Origin of the sequence: Citrobacter sp. RHBSTW-00570, assembly GCF_013739755.1 — a bacterium.
Classification (GTDB): Bacteria; Pseudomonadota; Gammaproteobacteria; order Enterobacterales; family Enterobacteriaceae; genus Citrobacter; species Citrobacter braakii.
This window is the reverse complement of the sequence record NZ_CP056399.1, coordinates 3380069-3399041: the sequence shown is the minus strand read 5'-3', so window position 1 is coordinate 3399041 and position 18973 is coordinate 3380069. Positions and strand designations below refer to the sequence as shown.

Genomic DNA, 18973 nt, shown 5'->3' with positions numbered 1-18973 from the left:
CTGATAAGCGCAGCCCATCAGGTAATTCCACTTACCCCAGCGCCTGTACCGCTTTCTCCAGCGCGTAATGCAATAGCTGGCGGTCATGGCGGTAGGGAATGTCGCTGGCTTCCAGCACTTCCTGAATAACAACGCGGTCGGTAACGGTGGATACATCTACTTTCGGGCCCACGACCACCGCATCAATCACTTTCCTGCCAACGTACTGTTCAATTATTGCCAGCTTATCGTTAAGCGTCAGGCTGGCTGCTGGCAGGCTTAATTCACGACCCAGATTGCCGATGTAGACCATCGGGGCAGGTGTGCGACGTAATGCCTGCGCCAATTCGTCGAGCAGCAGGAGCGGCATCAGGCTGGTGTAAAAACTGCCGGGTCCGATCAAAATCAAATCCGCTTCGGCGATAGCTTCAACTGCCTCCCGCGTGGTGGGGACTTTTGGCGACAGCATCAGTTCCTGAGGCGGGATGGTGAGCTGATCGATATTCACTTCGCCATAGACTTCATGTCCCTGATCGTCGATAGCCATCAGATCCACCGGCAGCTCCGACATCGGAATTAAATGCGCGTCAACTTTCAGCAGACTACGAATTAAATTGATGGCTTCCAGAGGCCGCACGCTGAGGTGATCGAGCGCCTTTAACATCAGATTTCCGAGGTTATGCCCGGAAAGCTCACCATTACCGCCAAAACGATACTCAAACATGGCGGATGCAACGCTGGGTTGAGTAATTAACTGGTTCAGACAGTTACGCATGTCTCCCCAGGCAATGCCTCCTTCAGAGCGACGAATACGACCTGTCGACCCGCCATTATCGGTCGTGGTGACGATCCCCGTCAGGCGTGAACCTAAAGGGGAAAGAGAGGAGAGAACGCGTCCCAATCCATGCCCTCCGCCGAGAGCGACAACGCGGTCCAGATCTGCCAGCGTGCGAGTGCGCATATATTTTCCTGATATGAATTAATCGGCGCTACAGTAACGTAAATAGTGTGTTTTCAGCAATTATACAGGCGGAATATGGCGTAATTTTTTTCTGCGATCTACTCCTTTCTGACGAGATGCACCTGCCGGCAAGATGATGTATATCAATGCAAAACTGTGGTTTTTGCTTATTCTGTAGCGAAATTGCACGATCATGTCGTTATGTATATGTTTATACAGCGAAAGTGTACATGGCAAAAGCGTCATTTACACGCTAGTATCGGCATAACCACAATGTACTCTGAATAATTTGAGTTGCAGGAAGGCAGTGAGGGAGAAAATCCTCCGTAAGCGGACATAAGTACGTGACTGGGGGGGAACGAACAAAGCCCACGCTTCTGCAATTTGAAGTATGACGAGAATAAACACTCTAGCCTCTGCACCTGGGTCAAATGATACGGTGCTTTGGCCGTGACAATACTTGAATAAGTTTGTCACCAGGGCGTAGGAAGAAATGACTACGTCTCCCGTATTTGGAAAGGTGTACATGGGCTCTCAACTTACCGATGCTTTCGCACGTAAGTTTTACTACTTACGTTTGTCGATTACCGATGTGTGTAACTTTCGTTGCACCTACTGCCTGCCGGATGGCTATAAGCCCGGCGGTGTCACCAATAACGGCTTTTTGACCGTTGATGAAATTCGCCGCGTCACGCGCGCGTTCGCCAGTCTGGGAACGGAAAAAGTGCGTCTGACAGGGGGCGAACCTTCATTGCGTCGCGACTTTACCGACATTATCGCCGCCGTGCGCGAAAACCACGCCATCCGTCAGATTGCGGTGACCACTAATGGTTATCGTCTGGCGCGTGATGCCGCTGCCTGGCGCGATGCCGGACTGACCGCACTTAACGTCAGCGTCGACAGCCTCGATGCCCGTCAGTTTCACGCCATTACCGGGCAGGACAAATTTCAGCAGGTGATGGCAGGCATTGACGCCGCCTTCGATGCGGGTTTTGAAAAAGTGAAAGTCAATACCGTGCTGATGCGCGACGTAAACCATCATCAACTGGACACCTTCCTGGCGTGGGTTCAGCCCCGTCCTATCCAACTACGCTTTATTGAACTGATGGAAACGGGCGAGGGCAGCTCTCTCTTCCGTAAACACCATATCTCAGGCCAGGTCCTGCGCGATGAGCTGCTGCGTCGCGGCTGGATCCACCAGATCCGACAGCGCAGCGACGGCCCGGCTCAGGTTTTCTGTCATCCTGACTATGCTGGTGAAATTGGTCTGATCATGCCTTATGAGAAAGACTTCTGCGCCACCTGCAACCGTCTGCGCGTTTCCTCTGTCGGCAAGCTGCATCTGTGTTTATTTGGTGAAGGCGGTGTAAGCCTGCGTGATTTGCTGGAAGATGACGCTCAGCAGTCGGCGCTGGAAGAACGCATTTCAGCCGCGCTGCTGGAGAAAAAGCAGACTCATTTCCTGCATCAGAACAATACCGGTATTACGCAAAACTTATCTTACATTGGCGGCTGATCGCTAAAAGGAGTTTTTCATGAGTCAGGTAAGCGCTGAATTTATCCCGACACGCATTGCTATTCTTACTGTTTCCAACCGTCGCGGCGAAGAAGATGACACCTCCGGCCATTATCTGCGTGACTCGGCGCAAGAGGCGGGTCATCAGATTGTCGACAAGGCGATTGTCAAAGAGAACCGCTACGCCATTCGCGCCCAGGTTTCTGCCTGGATTGCCAGTGAGGATGTGCAGGTTGTGCTCATTACAGGCGGCACGGGCTTAACCGAAGGGGACCAGGCGCCAGAAGCGCTGCAACCGCTGTTCGACAGAGAAGTCGAAGGGTTTGGTGAAGTATTCCGTATGCTGTCGTTTGAAGAGATTGGCACCGCGACGCTGCAATCCCGGGCGATTGCCGGAGTGGCCAACAAAACGCTGATTTTCGCCATGCCGGGGTCGACTAAAGCGTGTCGTACCGCATGGGAAAATATCATTGCGCCGCAGCTCGATGCCCGTACGCGTCCGTGTAATTTCCACCCACATTTGAAGAAATAAGTATGTCGCAACTGACTCATATTAACGCCGCTGGCGAAGCGCATATGGTGGATGTCTCCGCCAAAGCGGAAACCGTACGCGAGGCGCGTGCAGAAGCATTCGTGACCATGCGTAGCGAAACGCTGGCGATGATTATCGACGGCAGCCACCATAAGGGCGACGTTTTCGCCACGGCGCGTATTGCCGGTATTCAGGCCGCCAAACGGACCTGGGATCTTATCCCGCTGTGCCATCCGCTGATGTTGAGCAAGGTTGAAGTTAATCTGCACGCCGAGCCGGAACACAACCGCGTACGCATTGAAACGCTGTGTCGCCTGACCGGGAAAACCGGCGTCGAAATGGAAGCGTTAACGGCGGCCTCCGTGGCAGCGTTGACCATCTACGATATGTGCAAAGCGGTGCAAAAGGATATGGTAATTGGTCCGGTGCGTTTGCTGGCTAAAAGCGGCGGCAAATCGGGAGATTTTAAGGTGGATGCGCATGATTAAGGTTCTTTTCTTTGCTCAGGTACGGGAATTGGTGAACACGGATGCGATAGAAGTCGCCGCTGAGTTTGCAACGGTAGAAGCGCTGCGCCGGAGTCTTGCGGCAAAAAGCGATCGCTGGGCGTTGGCGCTGGAAGACGGCAAGCTGCTGGCAGCGGTAAATCAGACGCTAGTCAGTTTTGACCATCCCCTTAATGCGGGTGACGAAGTGGCTTTCTTCCCACCGGTAACCGGAGGCTAAGATGGCTGAAACGCGAATTGTTGTTGGTCATGCGCCGTTCAGCGTCGGGGATGAGTATCCCTGGCTGGCCGAACGCGATGAAGATGGCGCGGTGGTCACTTTCACCGGTAAAGTCCGCAATCACAATCTCGGCGATAGCGTGCAGGCGTTAACGCTGGAACACTATCCGGGAATGACCGAAAAAGCGCTGGCGGAGATTGTCGACGAAGCGCGTGCGCGCTGGCCGCTGGGACGAGTAACGGTCATTCATCGCATTGGCGAACTGTGGCCGGGTGACGAAATCGTTTTTGTTGGCGTGACCAGTGCGCATCGCAGCAGCGCGTTTGATGCCGGGCAGTTCATTATGGATTATCTGAAAACCCGCGCACCGTTCTGGAAGCGCGAGGCCACGCCAGAAGGTGAGCGCTGGGTTGATGCCCGCGACAGCGATAAGCTAGCAGCAAAACGCTGGTAGAGTACAATTGGTGTAGGCTCATACTGATTCAGGAGATTGTCATGGACCGATTCCCACGATCCGATTCTATTGTACAGGCCCGTTCCGGCCTGCAAACGTATATGGCGCAGGTGTACGGCTGGATGACCTGCGGATTGTTGCTGACGGCGTTTATCGCCTGGTATGCAGCAAATACGCCCGCGGTGATGATGTTTGTCTTCTCCAGCAAAATCACCTTCTTTGGACTGATCATTGCCCAGCTAGCGCTGGTGTTCGTCCTGTCCGGCATGGTGCAAAGGCTCAGCGCGGGAATGGCGACCACGCTGTTTATGCTCTATTCGGCATTAACCGGGCTGACGCTATCAAGCATTTTTATCGTCTATACCTACTCGTCTATCGCCAGCACCTTCGTGGTCACCGGCGGGATGTTCGGGATCATGAGTTTGTACGGCTACACCACCAAACGCGATCTCAGTGGTTTCGGCAATATGCTGTTTATGGCGCTGATCGGTATTGTGCTGGCCTCGCTGGTTAACTTCTGGCTGAAGAGCGAAGCGCTGATGTGGGCGGTGACCTATATTGGGGTGATTGTGTTTGTCGGCCTGACCGCTTATGACACGCAGAAGCTGAAAAATATCGGTGAGCAGATCGACCTGCGTGACAGCTCAAATCTGCGTAAATACGCAATTCTTGGGGCCTTAACGCTGTATCTGGACTTCATCAACCTGTTCCTGATGCTGCTGCGTATCTTCGGCAATCGTCGTTAATTCTCTGTTGCCGGATGGCGTAAGCCGCCATCCGGTGAATCATTTCGCCATCGCCTTCTCGTTTTTTACCCGCAACTTTTTCGCCCGACTCTCCAGCAGCAAATAGCACATCAGCGCCAGCAGCAGCGGAATAAAATAGTACAGCACGCGATACGCGAGCAGGGCGGCAATGATTGTCCCCTGAGAGGTATTCTCTCCTGCCAGCAGCGCCATAAAGACCGCCTCCAGCACACCAATCCCCGCCGGAATATGCACGATAACACCGGCAATACTGCTCACCAGCAGCACGCCCAGCACGAAGAAATAGTTGATATTCTGACCCAGCAACAGCCAGATAATCGCCCCCATTACCATCCAGTTAGTACCGGATATCGCCATTTGCGCGAGGGCAAATTTCCAGGAGGGCAGCACCAGTTTTTGGCCCTTGATGGTGATGTGGCGATGTTTAGCGAAAGCGCAAAACCACAGATAAACAACAATCATCAGCAGCAGCGCAATGCCTAAGAGGCGTAGCGTACCTTCATCGATATACCAGTGCGCGGGCAGTTCAACGACGCCGAAGGTGAAAATAAAACCGCCCAGCAGAATATAGCCCAGCCAGTTGGTGGTAATGCTCAGTGAAAAAATTCGCGTAATTGTGCTCCCCGGTAACCCGAGACGCGAGTAGAGACGATAACGCATCCCAATACCGCCCACCCATGTGCTTAACGTCAGGTTGAAGGCGTAACAGATAAACGACACCAGCATGACCTGGCGTTTTGCCAGCTTGTGCCCGCAGTAGTAGCGCCCGAGCAAGTCATAGCAGCCGTAAAGTAAATAACTGACGATCACCAGCCCTACGGCGCTGAGCAGGGCGATCCGATTGTAATCGCGAATTACCGTCCACACTTCCTGCCAGTTGACCTTACTGGCATAAACGACCAGCAATAAGATGACCGCAATAAAAAATAGCCATGTGAGGATCTTTTTCGCTAAGCGCCAGCGTCGGTGGTTTTTTGGCATCAGGTTTCCCCTCCTGCATCCTCAGTTGGAATACGATCCTGGGTTTCCAGAGTTGGCTGTGCGGGTGGTTCTACCTCGGCCAGATGCGGGGTATGCGCCGGTAGCCAGCCGACCAGCGCCGGGAAGTGGCGTAAAAAGTGGAAGGCCAGCACGCTTTTGGTCAGGTTCCACCAGGTGCGTTTTGGCAGCATTGATTCATCAACTCGCTTGCAGTCCTGCGCAATAATGGGGTTCAGGTTGTCACGCAGGGTCTGGTTAAACGTGCGGTCATGAATAATAAGATTCGCCTCCAGATTGAGCGACAGACTAAGCGGGTCGAGATTGCTGGAACCTACCGTCGCCCAATGATCGTCCATCAGCGCGACTTTACCATGCAGGGGCTTACGCCGGTATTCATAGACATGGACGCCGCCTTTAACCAGATAGTTATACAGCAGGCGGGCACCCACTTTCACAATCGGCATATCCGGTTCACCCTGGACGATGAGTTTTACCCGAACGCCGCGTCGCGCAGCTTTTCGTAGGGCATGCAGCAGGCGATAACCCGGAAAGAAATAGGCATTGGCAATGATCACTTCCCGCCGGGCCTGGGTCAGCATTTTCAAATAGTGGCGTTCAATATCATCGCGATGCTCTTCGTTATCGCGCCAGACAAACAGCGCCTGCGCTTCGCCAGGCCGATGATTCTCAATTGCCCGGTGATGACGTCGCCACCAGCGTCGTACGGCGCTCTGTCCCGGTAAGTTCTCCAGCACGAATTTCAGGATGTCGGCCACGACAGGACCTTCCACGCGAACGGCATAATCCTGCTTGGCCTCGGGACCGTAATCAGACATGTGTTCAGCGGAATAATTAATACCGCCGACAAAGGCAATACGATCATCAATGACCACAATTTTGCGATGCATACGGCGAAAGAGATTGGTGCGCATACCGAACAGACGCGGGCGCGGATCGTAGTAGCGGAAAACAACGCCAGCTACGGTCAGCTCTTCGACAAAACTGTCGCTAAGATCCGGCGAACCGTAACCGTCCAGCAGCACCTCTGCTTTGATTCCGCGCTGGGCGGCTCCGAGCAAGGCGGCATGCAGCTGTTTTCCGACCGCATCTTCAAACCAGATAAAGGTCTCAAGGATAATTTTTTGCTGTGCCTGTTCAATGGCGTCAAAGACGGCGGGATAGTATTGATCGCCGTTTTCCAGCAGTTGAATTTGATTGCCTTCACGCCAGCCATTTTTCATAAATGAATCTCCGCACTCAGGGGGGCATGATCGGACAAATGTCGCCAGTGACGCAGCGCCAGCGTCGTTGGGGTACTGGCATTCGCGTTTTTCACATAGATCCTGTCCAGACGCAGCAGGGGAAACTGCACCGGAAACGTCCGCGCCGGGCGACCGTGGGCGCGGGTAAAAATCTCGTCAAGGCCGGCCCTGGCTTTCAACGGGTGATTGGCCGTTTGCCGCCAGTCGTTAAAATCTCCGGCGATCACCACAGGCTCCGCGTCGGGCAGGGCATTGACCCAGTCAGCCAGCATAGCAAGCTGGGCCTGACGGTGTGCTTCACGCAAACCGAGATGCACGCACATGACATGAATTGGGTGCGAGAGCATTGGCGGCACGATGCGGCAGTAGAGGACCCCGCGCTTTTCACTCGCGCCGACGGACACATCGCGATTTTCATAATGTTCAATGGGATAACGCGACAGCACCGCGTTACCGTGATGCCCTTGCGGGTACACGGCGTTACGCCCGTAGGCGAAGTCGCTCCACATGGTGTCCGCCAGAAATTCGTAGTGGGTGGTATCCGGCCAGTTCTCAATCTGCAGCGAGTGAGCATCGTGCGCGCCCATAACTTCCTGCAGGCACACAATGTCTGCACCGACCGTTCTGACAGCCTCCCGTAGCTCAGGCAAAATAAAACGCCGGTTGAAGGCGGTGAACCCTTTGTGAGTATTAATGGTGAGCACATTGAATGAAAATTGAACTCCCGATCCGCTCATGAGCCTCCCGTTGGCGTCACTTCCTAAATAAAATAGTGTAGTCGTCGTCACAAAAAGATGCGGTGTTGCGGAATTTTCCGTAAAGTCCGGTACTCTGAATAATTAGTTGAAAATCCTTCAGGAGAAAAGCCATGAGGTGGCAACAACGTGTTCGTGTCGCAACGGGTCTAAGTTGCTGGCAGATTGTGTTGCATTTACTGGTAGTGGCGTTGCTGGTAATGGGCTGGATGAGCGGTACGCTGGTGCGCGTCGGCCTGGGATTATGCGTCGTTTACGGCGTAACAGTTTTATTAATGCTGGCCTTGCAACGTCACCATGAACAGCGCTGGCGCGACGTAGCAGATGTGCTGGAAGAACTGACTACCACGTGGTATTTCGGTGCCGCGATGATCGTACTGTGGTTGCTGTCGCGCGTGCTGCAAAACAACGTCTTGCTGGCCCTGGCGGGGCTGGTGATCCTTGCCGGACCCGCCGTGGTCTCGCTGTTGGCGAAAGACAAAAAGCTACATCACCTTGCGTCTAAACATCGCATACGCCGCTGAGCCGGTCGTGGCCGCTATTACCAACAGCGGCCACAAACTTCCCCACACAATCTGCAGACTCGCATCCTTCAGGTAAATCTGTTTCGTGATGTCCGTAAAATGGCGGATTGGGTTTATCCACGTCAGATTCTGTAGCCAGACCGGCATATTTTCGACCGGCGAGACGTAGCCTGAAAGTAAAATCGCCGGCATCATAAACACAAACACGCCGATAAACGCCTGCTGCTGGGTGGCACACAGTGATGAAATCAGCAGACCAAAGCCGACCAGCGACAGCCCGTAAATCACCATCGTGAAATAGAACAGCCCCAGTGAACCGGCAAAGGGGATGTGATAAGCCCAGATGCCGATCGCCAGCACAATGGTGGCCTGAAACGTTGCTACAATTAACGCGGGCACCGCTTTACCGATGAATATCTGCCAGGTGGTAAGCGGGGAGACCAGCAGCTGATCCAGCGTGCCTTGCTCGCGCTCGCGGGCAACCGAGAGCGAAGTGACGATCATGACGCCGATGGTGGTGATCATGGCGATCAGCGACGGAACCACAAACCATTTGTAATCCAGATTCGGGTTATACCAGTTACGCACCACCAGCTCGCTGTTGTTCGGTTTCGGCTTGCCGTCCATCAGCTCCTGCTGATACTCCTTAACGATCTGCTGCAGATAATTCGCGGCAATTTGCGCACTGTTAGAGTTACGCCCGTCGAGAATAATCTGCATGGGAGCCTGCTGGAAGGTATCCAGATTACGCGAAAAGTTGGCCGGGAAGCGCACCAGCAACAGGGCTTTTTGCGTGTCGATGGTGGGCTGGATCTCCTGCGGGCTTTTCAGCAGCAGAACGTGCGTAAAGGCGCTGGCGCGAGCGAAGCGCTGGGTTAGTTCCACCGAATGTTTACCGTTGTCTTCGTTATAGATAGCGATAGTGGCGTTGGTGACTTCCAGCGTGGCCGCGAACGGGAACAGAATAACCTGAATCAGCACCGGTAAAATCAGAATGGCTCGCGTCTGCGGTTCACGTAACAGCGATTGCAGCTCTTTACGAATTAATGTCCATAAGCGATGAAACATGCCCGTCCCCTTAATCCAGCCGACGTTTGGTTTTAAGCCACGTCAGGCCAATAAACATCACCGCCGAAGCGATTAAAAACAGCACGTTGATAATCAGCACCACCGGAATATTTCCCGCCAGAAACAGGCTTTGTAGGGTGCTGACGAAATAACGAGCCGGAATAATATAGGTTACTGCCCGGATAATCGCCGGCATGCTGTCTATCTGAAAGATAAAACCCGACAGCATAATCGAAGGCAGGAAGGCGGCGTTTAGCGCGACCTGCGCGGCGTTAAACTGATTGCGGGTGATGGTGGAGATAAGCAACCCCATGCCGAGCGTGCTGAGCAGAAACAGACTGGTAATGAAAAACAGGATCAGCAACGAACCGCGATAGGGCACGCCGAGAATAAACACCGACACCAGCATACACAGCAGCATCGCCAGCATGCCCAGAAAGTAATAGGGGATCAGTTTACACAGCAGCAGTTCGACGCGGGTGACTTCGGTAGACAACAGCGCTTCCATGGTTCCGCGTTCCCATTCGCGCGCCACCACTAATGAGGTGAGGATAGCGCCAATAACCGTCATGATGATGGTTACTGCCCCGGGAATAATAAAATGTTGGCTGATGGCCGCCGGGTTAAACCAGTAGCGGGTCTGCACGTCGATCAAAGGTTCAAATGATTCTCCGCGATCTTCCGCCCGCTGTTGTTGCCAAATCTGCCAGATGCCTTCGACATAACCCTGCACAAAGTTAGCGGTATTCGGTTCACTGCCGTCGGTGATCACCTGGATCGGCGCCACGTCGTTGGGGCGCGCCATCTGCTGGGCGAAATCCACCGGGATCACCACCAGCCCGCGAATGCGCCCGGCCTGCATTTTCTCAATCAATTCCTGACGGTTATCGCTGATGGTGGCGTCAATATACGGTGAACCGGTCATGGTATGGGTAAAATCCAGCGCCTCTTCGCTTTGCTGTTCGAGCAAAATCCCTACCCGCAGCTTGCTGGAGTCGAGGTTGATCCCGTAGCCGAAGATAAACAGCAGCAGCAGCGGGATTACCACCGCAATCAGCCAACTGCTGGGATCGCGGACGATCTGGCGCGTCTCTTTCACACACAGCGCGCGTACGCGACGCCAGGAGAGAACGGAGTTACTCATGCGTATGCTCCTTATCCCAGTCATTGATTAGCGTGATAAAGGCCTGTTCCATGGTCGGGTCTGGCGTCTCACTGTCAGCAGCCTGAGCTTTCAGGTCGTCCGGCGTACCGCTGGCAATCAGTTTGCCGCGATACACCAGCCCGATGCGATCGCAGTATTCTGCCTCATCCATAAAGTGGGTGGTCACCATCACCGTGACGCCTTTTTCCACCATGCTGTTGATATGTAACCAGAACTCCCGACGGGTGAGGGGATCGACCCCGGAAGTGGGTTCATCGAGGAACAGAATGTCGGGTTCATGCATCAGCGAACAGGCCAGCGCCAGACGCTGTTTAAAGCCCAGCGGCAGTTCGTCGGTGGCGTGGGAGGCGATACTCTTCAGGCCGAATGCCTCGCTCATCCGCTCGATTTTCTCCTTCTGCGCCCGACCGCGCAGGCCGTAGACGCCGGAGAAAAAGCGCAGATTCTGTTCAACCGTCAGGTTGCCATACAGGGAGAATTTCTGCGCCATATAACCCAGATGCTGGCGCGCTTTACCGGAGCTGACCTTCAGGTCCATGTCCAGCACCAGCGCTTTACCCGAAGTGGGGACCAGCAGGCCGCACATCATTTTAAAGGTAGTGGATTTGCCCGCGCCGTTGGGTCCTAACAAACCAAAAATCTCGCCGCGCTGCACGGCAAAGTCTACGTGGTCGGTAGCGGCAAAATCGCCAAATTTTTTGGTCAGCGCTTTGGCTTCGATCACCGTTTCACCTGGCGTGCCTTCCACGGTATGCAGGATAGCGCCCAGCGGTGACTCCGATGTTCCGGCCCCGCCGAGTAAATCGATAAAGGCATCCTCGAAGCGGGGGGCGGTTTCGTTGATGGTTATCTCCGGCATGCCGTCAGCGTTTTGAATCTGCTGGGCCGTCGCTTCTTTTTTCAGGATTAAGCGGACGGATTTCCCCTGAATCATCCCGTCGCTAACCTGCGGCAGTTTTAACGTGCGTTGCAGCAGTCGGCGGTTATTTTCCTGCGAACTGCTCATCAGGAAGCTGCGACCCGACATGGTTTGCGTAAGCTGAGTGGGATCGCCCTGATACAGCAATTCACCTTCGTTCATCAGCAGCACATCACGGCATTGTTCAGCTTCATCCAGATACGACGTGCTCCAGAGGATCAGCATGCCGTCCCCGGCCAGCTCATGAACCATTTGCCACAGTTCGCGACGGGAAATAGGGTCGACGCCCACGCCAGGCTCATCCAGCAGTAACACGCTGGGTTCACCGACCAGCGTACAGGCAAGTCCGAGCTTCTGTTTCATGCCGCCGGAAAGCTTGCCGGCCAGTCGTCCGGTAAACGGCCCCAGCGAGGTAAATTCCAGTAACCGGGCAAAGGTTTTTTCTCGCGCTTCACCGGTAACGCTACGTAAATCTGCATAGAGATTGAGGTTCTCCATGACGGTCAAATCTTCATACAGACCAAATTTCTGCGGCATGTAACCCAGTACTGCATGCAGCGCGCTGTCGTCTTTGATGGGATCAAAACCAATCACCGTTGCGCTACCGGCGTCGGGTTTCAACAGCCCTGCCAGCATTCGCATCAGCGTGGTTTTGCCAGCGCCATCCGGCCCGACCAGCCCGGTCACGTAGCCCGCATGAACGGTACAGTCGAGCGGGGCGACGGCCGGTTTATCCATTCCGGCAAAGTTTTTCGTCAGTCCATTCAGCGTAATGACGGCGTCATTCATGCCGTGCCTCATCGCTGAACTTTATCGTTACCGGCATTCCCTGGCGCAGCGCATCGTCCGCGTCGGTCACCACAATACGCAGGCGATAAACCAGGTCGGTGCGCAGGTCAGGGGTCTCGACTGTTTTTGGGGTAAACTCGGCGGTGGGCGACACGAAGCCGATTTTACCGTGATACGGTTTGTCCGGACGGCCATCGGTGTAAAGCAGGATTTCGCGTCCTGGCTGCGCCTGGCTCAGATTTTGTTCGTCAACGTAGGCGCGAACCCATACCGGACGCGTGAGTGACAGCGTCAGTACCGTGCCCCCTTCGTTCAACATGCTGCCGGGTTCGACCGCACGGGTGAGTAACGTGCCGTCAGACGGCGAGGTCAGCGTGGTGTCATGCAAATTAAGCTCTGCCTGGGCCAGCTCGGCCTGAGCTTGTTCGAGCGTGGCTTTCGCCTGCTCAATGTCCTGCACACGATTACCGCTGCGGTATTGGCTGAGTTTATCCTGTGCGGATTTCAGAGAGGCCAGCGCCTGATCGCGTGATGAACGGGCGTTTTCCAGATCGTTGGCGGAGATAGTGCGGCTTTTCCACAATCCCACCTGCCGATTGTAAAAGTTTTGCGCGTAATCATAGGCTGCCTGCGCCTGTTTGACTGCCGCTGCGGTTTGCGCGATCTCCTCTTCACGATACCCTGCCAGCATCAGATCGTATTGCGCCTGCGCGGCGGCAACATTCGCTTTTGCCTGCATTAATGCGTTTTCGTACGGCGCACGGTCCAGTTCGCCCAGCACCTGACCGGCGGTAATGGCATCGCCTTCGTCAACCGCCAGCGAGGCCAGCCTGCCGCCGACGCGAAAACTCAGGTTGACGCTACGGATATCAACATTGCCGTACAGCGTCAGACCGTTATCTTGCCGACTTTGATACCACCACGTTCCACCGGCAATCACGGCAACGAGGGCCGCGATGACCAGCCCGAGAACGACAGGTTTTTTCATGACTCCAGACTCCTTTGCGTTAAACCTTGCAGAATAAGATCGATGTGACAGGTGATCGTTTGGTCAATCAGCGCGGTTTTATCCTCATCAAATTGTGACCAGCCCGTACGCAACAGAATGGTTTCTTTCCCCAGACGAAAGGCCAGTACCTCGCCGAGTAGGGCGTGGGTGTGCAGGATCATTTGGGTATCGTTGGCATCGCCGCCGGTATAGGCAGCAATCAGGCGCGTCAGGTGAGTATGTAGCGGATTGATAACCTGGTCGTGCACCAGTTGATAAGCCGCGGTGGGGGAAAGCTGTTCGCGCGAAATAAATTTGCTCAGGTTAACGGTATCGTCCTGGGTTAACAGCATGATCATATTTTTGCAGGCGCGGAGGATAAGTTCGCGCATCGCGCCACGATCCGGTTCCGGCTGAGCAAACAGACGCTCGGCTTCTTCAGCGTGCGGGCGAAACTGTGAGCCGATAAAATCCGCAATCCACTGGGCGCAGGCGAGATATAAATCCTCTTTTGAGCCAAAATAGTAGGTGATGGCAGCAATATTTTGCCCGGCCTGCGCGGCGATATCTCGAGTAGTGGCGTGCAGACCATACTCGCCAAACTGCGCCAGCGCGGCGGCAATGAGCTGATTTTTCGCCTGTTCACCTTTGGTTGTCATGGTGGGTGTATTCATAGCACGACTCAGATCTTAATCAATCGATTGATTAAGATTATGACTGATGTGTAACCTTGTCCAGTCCGGACCGTTATTTTTCAGCGCAGGGATAATTTATGCGGCACATCACAAAAACTGCTACACTCCGCCCCTTCATGACATTGTGGTTTTTGTCATCTTTATTATATGTATCTCCCTGAAAACGACACCGGTAACGGTCAGGGTGGTTCGGAGTTGTTATGTCTTTTGATTCCCTTGGTTTAAACCCTGATATTTTACGTGCCGTTGCCGAGCAGGGTTACCGTGAACCTACCCCTATTCAGCAGCAGGCGATCCCTGCCGTGCTGGAAGGCCGCGATCTGATGGCTAGCGCCCAGACCGGTACGGGGAAAACGGCAGGTTTTACCCTGCCGCTGTTGCAGCACCTGATTACCCATCAGCCGCATGGGAAAAGCCGTCGTCCGGTGCGTGCGCTGATCCTTACGCCAACCCGCGAACTGGCGGCCCAGATTGGCGAAAACGTACGTGATTACAGTAAGTATCTGAATATTCGCTCGCTGGTGGTCTTCGGCGGCGTGAGCATTAACCCGCAGATGATGAAGCTGCGCGGCGGTGTGGATGTGCTGATCGCCACGCCTGGTCGTTTGCTCGATCTGGAACACCAGAATGCGGTGAAACTGGATCAGGTTGAGATTCTGGTACTGGATGAAGCTGACCGCATGCTGGATATGGGCTTTATTCATGATATCCGTCGCGTTCTGGCGAAACTGCCGGCAAAACGCCAGAACCTGCTGTTCTCAGCAACGTTCTCTGATGATATTAAGTCGCTAGCCGAAAAGCTGCTGCACAATCCGCTGGAAATCGAAGTGGCGCGCCGTAATACCGCGTCAGAGCAGGTGACTCAGCACGTTCATTTTGTTGATAAAAAGCGTAAACGTGAACTGTTGTCGCAGATGATCGGTCAGGGCAACTGGCAGCAGGTGCTGGTGTTTACCCGTACCAAACATGGTGCGAACCATCTGGCGGAACAGCTGAATAAAGACGGCATTCGCAGCGCGGCGATCCACGGTAATAAATCTCAGGGGGCGCGTACGCGTGCGCTGGCTGATTTTAAATCCGGTGATATTCGTGTGCTGGTGGCGACCGATATTGCCGCGCGCGGTCTGGATATTGAAGAGCTGCCGCACGTGGTGAACTACGAGCTGCCAAATGTCCCGGAAGATTACGTGCACCGTATTGGTCGTACCGGTCGTGCGGCCGCTACCGGCGAAGCGTTGTCTCTGGTGTGCGTTGATGAACACAAGCTGCTGCGTGACATCGAGAAGCTGCTGAAAAAAGAGATCCCGCGAATTGCGATGCCAGGCTACGAGCCAGACCCGTCCATCAAAGCCGAGCCGATCCAGAATGGTCGCCAGCAGCGTGGCGGCGGTGGTCGCGGTCAGGGTGGAGCAGGGCGTGGTCAGCAGCCGCGTCGTCAGGATGGCGGTGCGCCAAAAGCGAAACCGCGTAGCGGCGAAGGCAAACCGGCGGGCGATAAGCCTCGTCCACCGCGCCGTCCGCGCAAACCGTCTTCAGCGCAGTAATTGCGAGCCCGGCCGAAAGGTCGGGCTTTTCTTTTTGCGACACGTATCAGAAAGTGCCACAATAGTGGCTGTTTATACAGTATTTCAGGTTTTCTCATGGCACTAACGGCTGCGCTAAAAGCGCAAATTGCCGCCTGGTATAAGGCGCTTCAGGAACAGATCCCCGACTTTATTCCCCGTGCGCCGCAGCGGCAGATGATTGCTGACGTCGCGAAAACGCTCACTGGGGAAGAAGGGCGGCATCTGGCGATTGAAGCGCCGACCGGGGTGGGGAAAACGCTGTCGTACCTGATTCCCGGTATTGCCATAGCGCGTGAAGAACAAAAAACGCTGGTGGTCAGTACCGCCAACGTTGCTTTACAGGATCAGATCTACAGCAAAGATTTACCGCTGCTGCGCAAAATTATCCCCGATCTGCGTTTTACCGCCGCGTTTGGTCGCGGGCGTTATGTCTGCCCGCGTAATTTAGCGGCGCTGGCCAGTAGCGAACCCAATCAGCAGGATCTGTTGGCCTTTCTCGACGATGACCTGACGCCCAACAACCAGGAAGAACAAAAGCGCTGCGCCAGGCTAAAAGGCGATCTCGATAGCTACAAGTGGGACGGGCTGCGCGATCACACGGATATCGCTATCGACGACGGACTCTGGCAGCGCCTGAGCACTGATAAAGCCAGCTGTTTGAATCGTAACTGTCACTACTATCGTGAATGCCCCTTTTTTGTCGCCCGCCGTGAGATTCAGGAAGCCGAAGTGGTGGTGGCTAACCACGCGCTGGTGATGGCGGCCATGGAAAGCGAAGCTGTTTTGCCGGAGCCGAAGAACCTGCTGCTGGTCCTTGATGAAGGTCACCATTTGCCGGACGTCGCGCGTGATGCGCTGGAGATGAGCGCAGAAATCAGCGCCCCCTGGTATCGGCTGCAGTTGGATCTGTTTTGCAAATTAGTAGCCACCTGCCTGGAACAGTTTCGTCCAAAAACCACGCCGCCGCTGGCGAATGCCGAGCGTCTGAACGGTCACTGTGAGGAACTGTATGAGCTGATTTCATCGCTCAATAACATTCTTAATCTGTACATGCCTGCGACCCAGGAGGCGGAACACCGCTTCGCGATGGGCGAGCTGCCTGCGGAAGTGATGGAGATTTGTCAGCGTCTGGCGAAGCTAACAGAAATGCTGCGCGGTCTGGCGGAACTGTTCCTCAACGATCTCAGCGAAAAAACCGGCACCCACGATATTGTGCGTCTGCATCGGGTTATTTTACAGATGAATCGGGCGTTGGGCATGTTTGAGGCGCAAAGCAAACTGTGGCGGCTGGCTTCGCTCGCGCAGTCGTCAGGCGCGCCGGTGAGTAAATGGGCGACGCGCGAAGTGCGTGACGGGCAGATCCACGTCTGGTTCCACTGTGTGGGGATCCGTGTGAGCGATCAGCTTGAACGACTGCTGTGGCGCAGCGTACCGCATATTATCGTGACCTCCGCCACGCTGCGTTCGCTCAACAGCTTCTCGCGTTTGCAGGAGATGAGCGGGCTGAAAGAAAAAGCTGGGGACCGGTTTATCGCGCTGGATTCACCGTTTAATCACGTTGAGCAAGGCAAAATCGTCATTCCACAGATGCGCTACGAACCGTCAATTGATAACGAAGAGCAGCATATCGCGGAAATGGCCGCCTATTTCCGCGAACAGCTGGAAAGTAAAAAGCATCAGGGCATGCTGGTACTCTTTGCCAGCGGTCGGGCAATGCAGCGTTTTCTTGAGCACGTTACCGATCTGCGTCTGCTGTTGCTGGTACAGGGCGACCAGCCGCGCTATCGACTGGTGGAGCTGCACCGCAAGCGGGTGACCAACGGCGAGCGTAGCGTACTGATTGGGCTGCAATCTTTTGCCGAAGGTCTGGATTTGAAAGGCGACTTGCTGACCCAGGTGCATATTCACAAAATTGCTTTTCCGCCTATCGACAGCCCGGTGGTGATCACCGAGGGCGAGTGGCTGAAAAGCCTGAACCGCTACCCCTTTGAGGTGCAGAGCTTGCCCGCGGCGTCGTTCAATCTGATCCAGCAGGTTGGGCGACTCATTCGTAGCCACGGCTGCTGGGGAGAAGTGGTTATTTATGACAAGCGTTTATTGACCAAAAGCTATGGCAAGCGTTTACTGAACGCATTACCCATATTTCCGATAGAGCAACCTGCTGTGCCAGACGTTATAGTAAAACCAAAAGAAAAAGCGAAACCCACGCGTCGCCGTCGGCGTTAACGATGCGAGCAACAGGCAAGGAGTTATCGATGGATTACCGCAAAATCATCAAAGAGATTGGGCGAGGAAAAAATCACGCGCGTGACCTGGATAAGGATACTGCTCGCGGACTGTATACCCATATGATGAACGGCGAGGTGCCCGATCTTGAGATGGGCGGTGTACTGATTGCGCTGCGTATTAAAGGCGAAGGCGAAGCGGAGATGCTGGGCTTTTACGAAGCGATGCAGAACCACACCATTCGCCTGACTCCGCCAGTGGCCAAACCCATGCCGATTGTCATTCCCAGCTACAATGGCGCGCGCAAGCAGGCAAATTTGACTCCGCTGCTGGCGATTTTACTGCATAAACTGGGCTTCCCGGTGGTGGTGCACGGTGTCAGCGAGGATCCAACCCGCGTGCTGACTGAAACCATTTTCGAACTGATGGGGATTGCGCCGACGCTGCATGCCGGGCAGGCGCAGGCAAAGCTGGATGGCCATGAGCCGGTATTTATCCCGGTGAGTGCGCTGTGTCCTCCGCTGGAAAAACAGCTGGCGATGCGCTGGCGAATGGGCGTGCGTAACAGTGCGCATACGCTGGCTAAATTAGCCACGCCGTTTGCCGAAGATGCCGCGCTGCGTCTTTCCAGCGTTTCTCACCCGGAATACGTATCGCGCGTGGCTAAATTTTTCGGCGATATCGGTGGGCGTGCCCTGTTGATGCACGGTACCGAGGGTGAAGTATACGCCAACCCGCAGCGCTGCCCGCAGATAAGCCTGATAGATTCGTCCGGCGTGCGAGTGCTACAGGACCGGCAGAGCGAGATGCCCGATGAGCCGGTCCCGCTGCCGGTGGCTAAAGACCCGGAAACTAGCGCGCGATGGATTGAGCGTTGTCTGGCGGGCAGTGAGCCGGTTCCGGCATCGCTGAAAATCCAGATGGCCTGCTGCCTGGTAGCAACCGGTGAATCCGTGACGCTGGCTGAAGGACTTGGCCGCGTCGAGCAAAGCTTCTGATTTTTCTTTCTCTCGACGGGTCATTTGCCTGGCCCGTCGCTTTACGCCTTCCGGCAACGTGAAATTTCTGCACGTTTATTGATCTCCTGAGCGCTGTGGCGCA

At 54.7% G+C, this 18973-nt stretch carries 19 protein-coding genes and 1 riboswitch; of the genes, 10 read left to right on the top strand and 9 right to left on the bottom strand.

Annotated features, from left to right (window positions below):
- Positions 1-31 precede the first annotated feature (31 nt).
- Positions 32-940 carry a uridine diphosphate-N-acetylglucosamine-binding protein YvcK gene (gene yvcK / locus HV237_RS16240; protein WP_016152345.1) on the bottom strand — a complete coding sequence of 303 codons (909 nt, stop codon included), beginning with the start codon at positions 938-940 and terminating at the stop codon, positions 32-34.
- Between the two features lie 393 nt (positions 941-1333).
- Positions 1334-1479: riboswitch (molybdenum cofactor riboswitch) on the top strand.
- Here yvcK and moaA point away from each other — a divergent pair.
- The 6 genes from moaA to HV237_RS16210 all read left to right on the top strand — a co-directional run bounded on the left by moaA (position 1467) and on the right by HV237_RS16210 (position 4914).
- A complete protein-coding gene (gene moaA, locus HV237_RS16235) occupies positions 1467-2456 on the top strand; it encodes a GTP 3',8-cyclase MoaA (RefSeq protein ID WP_016152346.1) in 990 nt (329 codons plus the stop codon). (Overlaps the previous riboswitch by 13 nt.)
- Before the next feature lie 19 nt (positions 2457-2475).
- Positions 2476-2988: a molybdenum cofactor biosynthesis protein B gene (moaB, locus tag HV237_RS16230; protein ID WP_016152347.1), complete on the top strand. Its 513-nt coding sequence runs from the start codon at positions 2476-2478 to the stop codon at positions 2986-2988.
- A gap of 2 nt (positions 2989-2990) precedes the next feature.
- Positions 2991-3476: a cyclic pyranopterin monophosphate synthase MoaC gene (gene moaC / locus HV237_RS16225; protein WP_003035188.1), complete on the top strand. Its 486-nt coding sequence runs from the start codon at positions 2991-2993 to the stop codon at positions 3474-3476.
- Positions 3469-3714, top strand: coding sequence for a molybdopterin synthase sulfur carrier subunit (moaD, locus tag HV237_RS16220; protein WP_016152348.1), 246 nt, complete (start codon positions 3469-3471; stop codon positions 3712-3714). The genes moaC and moaD overlap by 8 nt, the downstream gene beginning before the upstream one ends.
- A gap of 1 nt (position 3715) precedes the next feature.
- A complete protein-coding gene (gene moaE, locus HV237_RS16215; protein WP_046274634.1) occupies positions 3716-4168 on the top strand; it encodes a molybdopterin synthase catalytic subunit MoaE in 453 nt (150 codons plus the stop codon).
- Positions 4169-4209: 41 nt separating this feature from the next.
- The gene (locus tag HV237_RS16210) at positions 4210-4914 is read left to right on the top strand and encodes a Bax inhibitor-1/YccA family protein (protein ID WP_003831536.1); all 705 of its coding nucleotides are present in this window, start codon (positions 4210-4212) and stop codon (positions 4912-4914) included.
- Positions 4915-4953: 39 nt separating this feature from the next.
- Here the strand turns inward: HV237_RS16210 and HV237_RS16205 are convergent, their stop codons facing one another.
- Genes HV237_RS16205 through HV237_RS16195 form a run of 3 tightly spaced genes read right to left on the bottom strand, consistent with a single transcriptional unit; the run spans position 4954 to position 7915 of the window.
- Positions 4954-5916: a YbhN family protein gene (locus HV237_RS16205; RefSeq protein WP_047359444.1), complete on the bottom strand. Its 963-nt coding sequence runs from the start codon at positions 5914-5916 to the stop codon at positions 4954-4956.
- The gene (gene clsB / locus HV237_RS16200; protein ID WP_047359443.1) at positions 5916-7157 is read right to left on the bottom strand and encodes a cardiolipin synthase ClsB; all 1242 of its coding nucleotides are present in this window, start codon (positions 7155-7157) and stop codon (positions 5916-5918) included. The genes HV237_RS16205 and clsB overlap by 1 nt, the downstream gene beginning before the upstream one ends.
- Positions 7154-7915, bottom strand: a complete 762-nt coding sequence (locus HV237_RS16195) for an endonuclease/exonuclease/phosphatase family protein (RefSeq protein WP_016156057.1) — start codon at positions 7913-7915, stop codon at positions 7154-7156. The genes clsB and HV237_RS16195 overlap by 4 nt, the downstream gene beginning before the upstream one ends.
- Before the next feature lie 131 nt (positions 7916-8046).
- On the opposite strand from HV237_RS16195, the gene HV237_RS16190 reads away from it, so the two are divergent.
- A complete protein-coding gene (locus HV237_RS16190) occupies positions 8047-8457 on the top strand; it encodes a YbhQ family protein (RefSeq protein WP_016152353.1) in 411 nt (136 codons plus the stop codon).
- Here the strand turns inward: HV237_RS16190 and HV237_RS16185 are convergent.
- From HV237_RS16185 to cecR, 5 genes are read right to left on the bottom strand one after another with little or no spacing between them, the layout of a single operon-like run.
- Positions 8419-9525, bottom strand: coding sequence for an ABC transporter permease (locus HV237_RS16185; RefSeq protein WP_008784194.1), 1107 nt, complete (start codon positions 9523-9525; stop codon positions 8419-8421). The genes HV237_RS16190 and HV237_RS16185 overlap by 39 nt on opposite strands.
- 10 nt (positions 9526-9535) lie before the next feature.
- Complete coding sequence (locus HV237_RS16180; RefSeq protein ID WP_016156059.1) at positions 9536-10669, bottom strand: ABC transporter permease; 1134 nt, start codon at positions 10667-10669, stop codon at positions 9536-9538.
- On the bottom strand, positions 10662-12398 hold the full coding sequence (locus HV237_RS16175; RefSeq protein WP_016152356.1) for an ATP-binding cassette domain-containing protein: 1737 nt from the start codon (positions 12396-12398) through the stop codon (positions 10662-10664). The genes HV237_RS16180 and HV237_RS16175 overlap by 8 nt, the downstream gene beginning before the upstream one ends.
- Entirely contained in the window at positions 12391-13386 is a 996-nt protein-coding gene (gene hlyD / locus HV237_RS16170; protein ID WP_047415256.1) for a secretion protein HlyD, read from the bottom strand. Before hlyD ends, HV237_RS16175 begins: the two co-directional genes overlap by 8 nt.
- A complete protein-coding gene (cecR, locus tag HV237_RS16165) occupies positions 13383-14060 on the bottom strand; it encodes a transcriptional regulator CecR (RefSeq protein ID WP_016152358.1) in 678 nt (225 codons plus the stop codon). The genes hlyD and cecR overlap by 4 nt, the downstream gene beginning before the upstream one ends.
- A 221-nt stretch (positions 14061-14281) precedes the next feature.
- On the opposite strand from cecR, the gene rhlE reads away from it, so the two are divergent.
- From rhlE to ybiB, 3 genes are all read left to right on the top strand, one after another.
- Positions 14282-15625 carry an ATP-dependent RNA helicase RhlE gene (rhlE, locus tag HV237_RS16160; protein WP_016152359.1) on the top strand — a complete coding sequence of 448 codons (1344 nt, stop codon included), beginning with the start codon at positions 14282-14284 and terminating at the stop codon, positions 15623-15625.
- Between the two features lie 96 nt (positions 15626-15721).
- Complete coding sequence (gene dinG, locus HV237_RS16155) at positions 15722-17872, top strand: ATP-dependent DNA helicase DinG (protein WP_046274637.1); 2151 nt, start codon at positions 15722-15724, stop codon at positions 17870-17872.
- 29 nt (positions 17873-17901) lie between these two features.
- A complete protein-coding gene (ybiB, locus tag HV237_RS16150; RefSeq protein WP_047359439.1) occupies positions 17902-18870 on the top strand; it encodes a DNA-binding protein YbiB in 969 nt (322 codons plus the stop codon).
- Positions 18871-18973: the final 103 nt, after the last annotated feature.

Bases quoted from the DNA above. Each gene is read 5' to 3' on its own strand.
- yvcK (WP_016152345.1), bottom strand. From the start codon at position 940: ATGCGCACTCGCACGCTGGCAGATCTGGACCGCGTTGTCGCTCTCGGC.
- moaC (WP_003035188.1), top strand. From the start codon at position 2,991: ATGTCGCAACTGACTCATATTAACGCCGCTGGCGAAGCGCATATGGTG.
- HV237_RS16180 (WP_016156059.1), bottom strand. From the start codon at position 10,669: ATGAGTAACTCCGTTCTCTCCTGGCGTCGCGTACGCGCGCTGTGTGTG.
- moaB (WP_016152347.1), top strand. From the start codon at position 2,476: ATGAGTCAGGTAAGCGCTGAATTTATCCCGACACGCATTGCTATTCTT.
- hlyD (WP_047415256.1), bottom strand. From the start codon at position 13,386: ATGAAAAAACCTGTCGTTCTCGGGCTGGTCATCGCGGCCCTCGTTGCC.
- dinG (WP_046274637.1), top strand. From the start codon at position 15,722: ATGGCACTAACGGCTGCGCTAAAAGCGCAAATTGCCGCCTGGTATAAG.
- moaD (WP_016152348.1), top strand. From the start codon at position 3,469: ATGATTAAGGTTCTTTTCTTTGCTCAGGTACGGGAATTGGTGAACACG.
- HV237_RS16190 (WP_016152353.1), top strand. From the start codon at position 8,047: ATGAGGTGGCAACAACGTGTTCGTGTCGCAACGGGTCTAAGTTGCTGG.
- HV237_RS16210 (WP_003831536.1), top strand. From the start codon at position 4,210: ATGGACCGATTCCCACGATCCGATTCTATTGTACAGGCCCGTTCCGGC.
- cecR (WP_016152358.1), bottom strand. From the start codon at position 14,060: ATGAATACACCCACCATGACAACCAAAGGTGAACAGGCGAAAAATCAG.
- moaA (WP_016152346.1), top strand. From the start codon at position 1,467: ATGGGCTCTCAACTTACCGATGCTTTCGCACGTAAGTTTTACTACTTA.
- HV237_RS16205 (WP_047359444.1), bottom strand. From the start codon at position 5,916: ATGCCAAAAAACCACCGACGCTGGCGCTTAGCGAAAAAGATCCTCACA.
- HV237_RS16175 (WP_016152356.1), bottom strand. From the start codon at position 12,398: ATGAATGACGCCGTCATTACGCTGAATGGACTGACGAAAAACTTTGCC.
- HV237_RS16195 (WP_016156057.1), bottom strand. From the start codon at position 7,915: ATGAGCGGATCGGGAGTTCAATTTTCATTCAATGTGCTCACCATTAAT.
- ybiB (WP_047359439.1), top strand. From the start codon at position 17,902: ATGGATTACCGCAAAATCATCAAAGAGATTGGGCGAGGAAAAAATCAC.
- rhlE (WP_016152359.1), top strand. From the start codon at position 14,282: ATGTCTTTTGATTCCCTTGGTTTAAACCCTGATATTTTACGTGCCGTT.
- HV237_RS16185 (WP_008784194.1), bottom strand. From the start codon at position 9,525: ATGTTTCATCGCTTATGGACATTAATTCGTAAAGAGCTGCAATCGCTG.
- moaE (WP_046274634.1), top strand. From the start codon at position 3,716: ATGGCTGAAACGCGAATTGTTGTTGGTCATGCGCCGTTCAGCGTCGGG.
- clsB (WP_047359443.1), bottom strand. From the start codon at position 7,157: ATGAAAAATGGCTGGCGTGAAGGCAATCAAATTCAACTGCTGGAAAAC.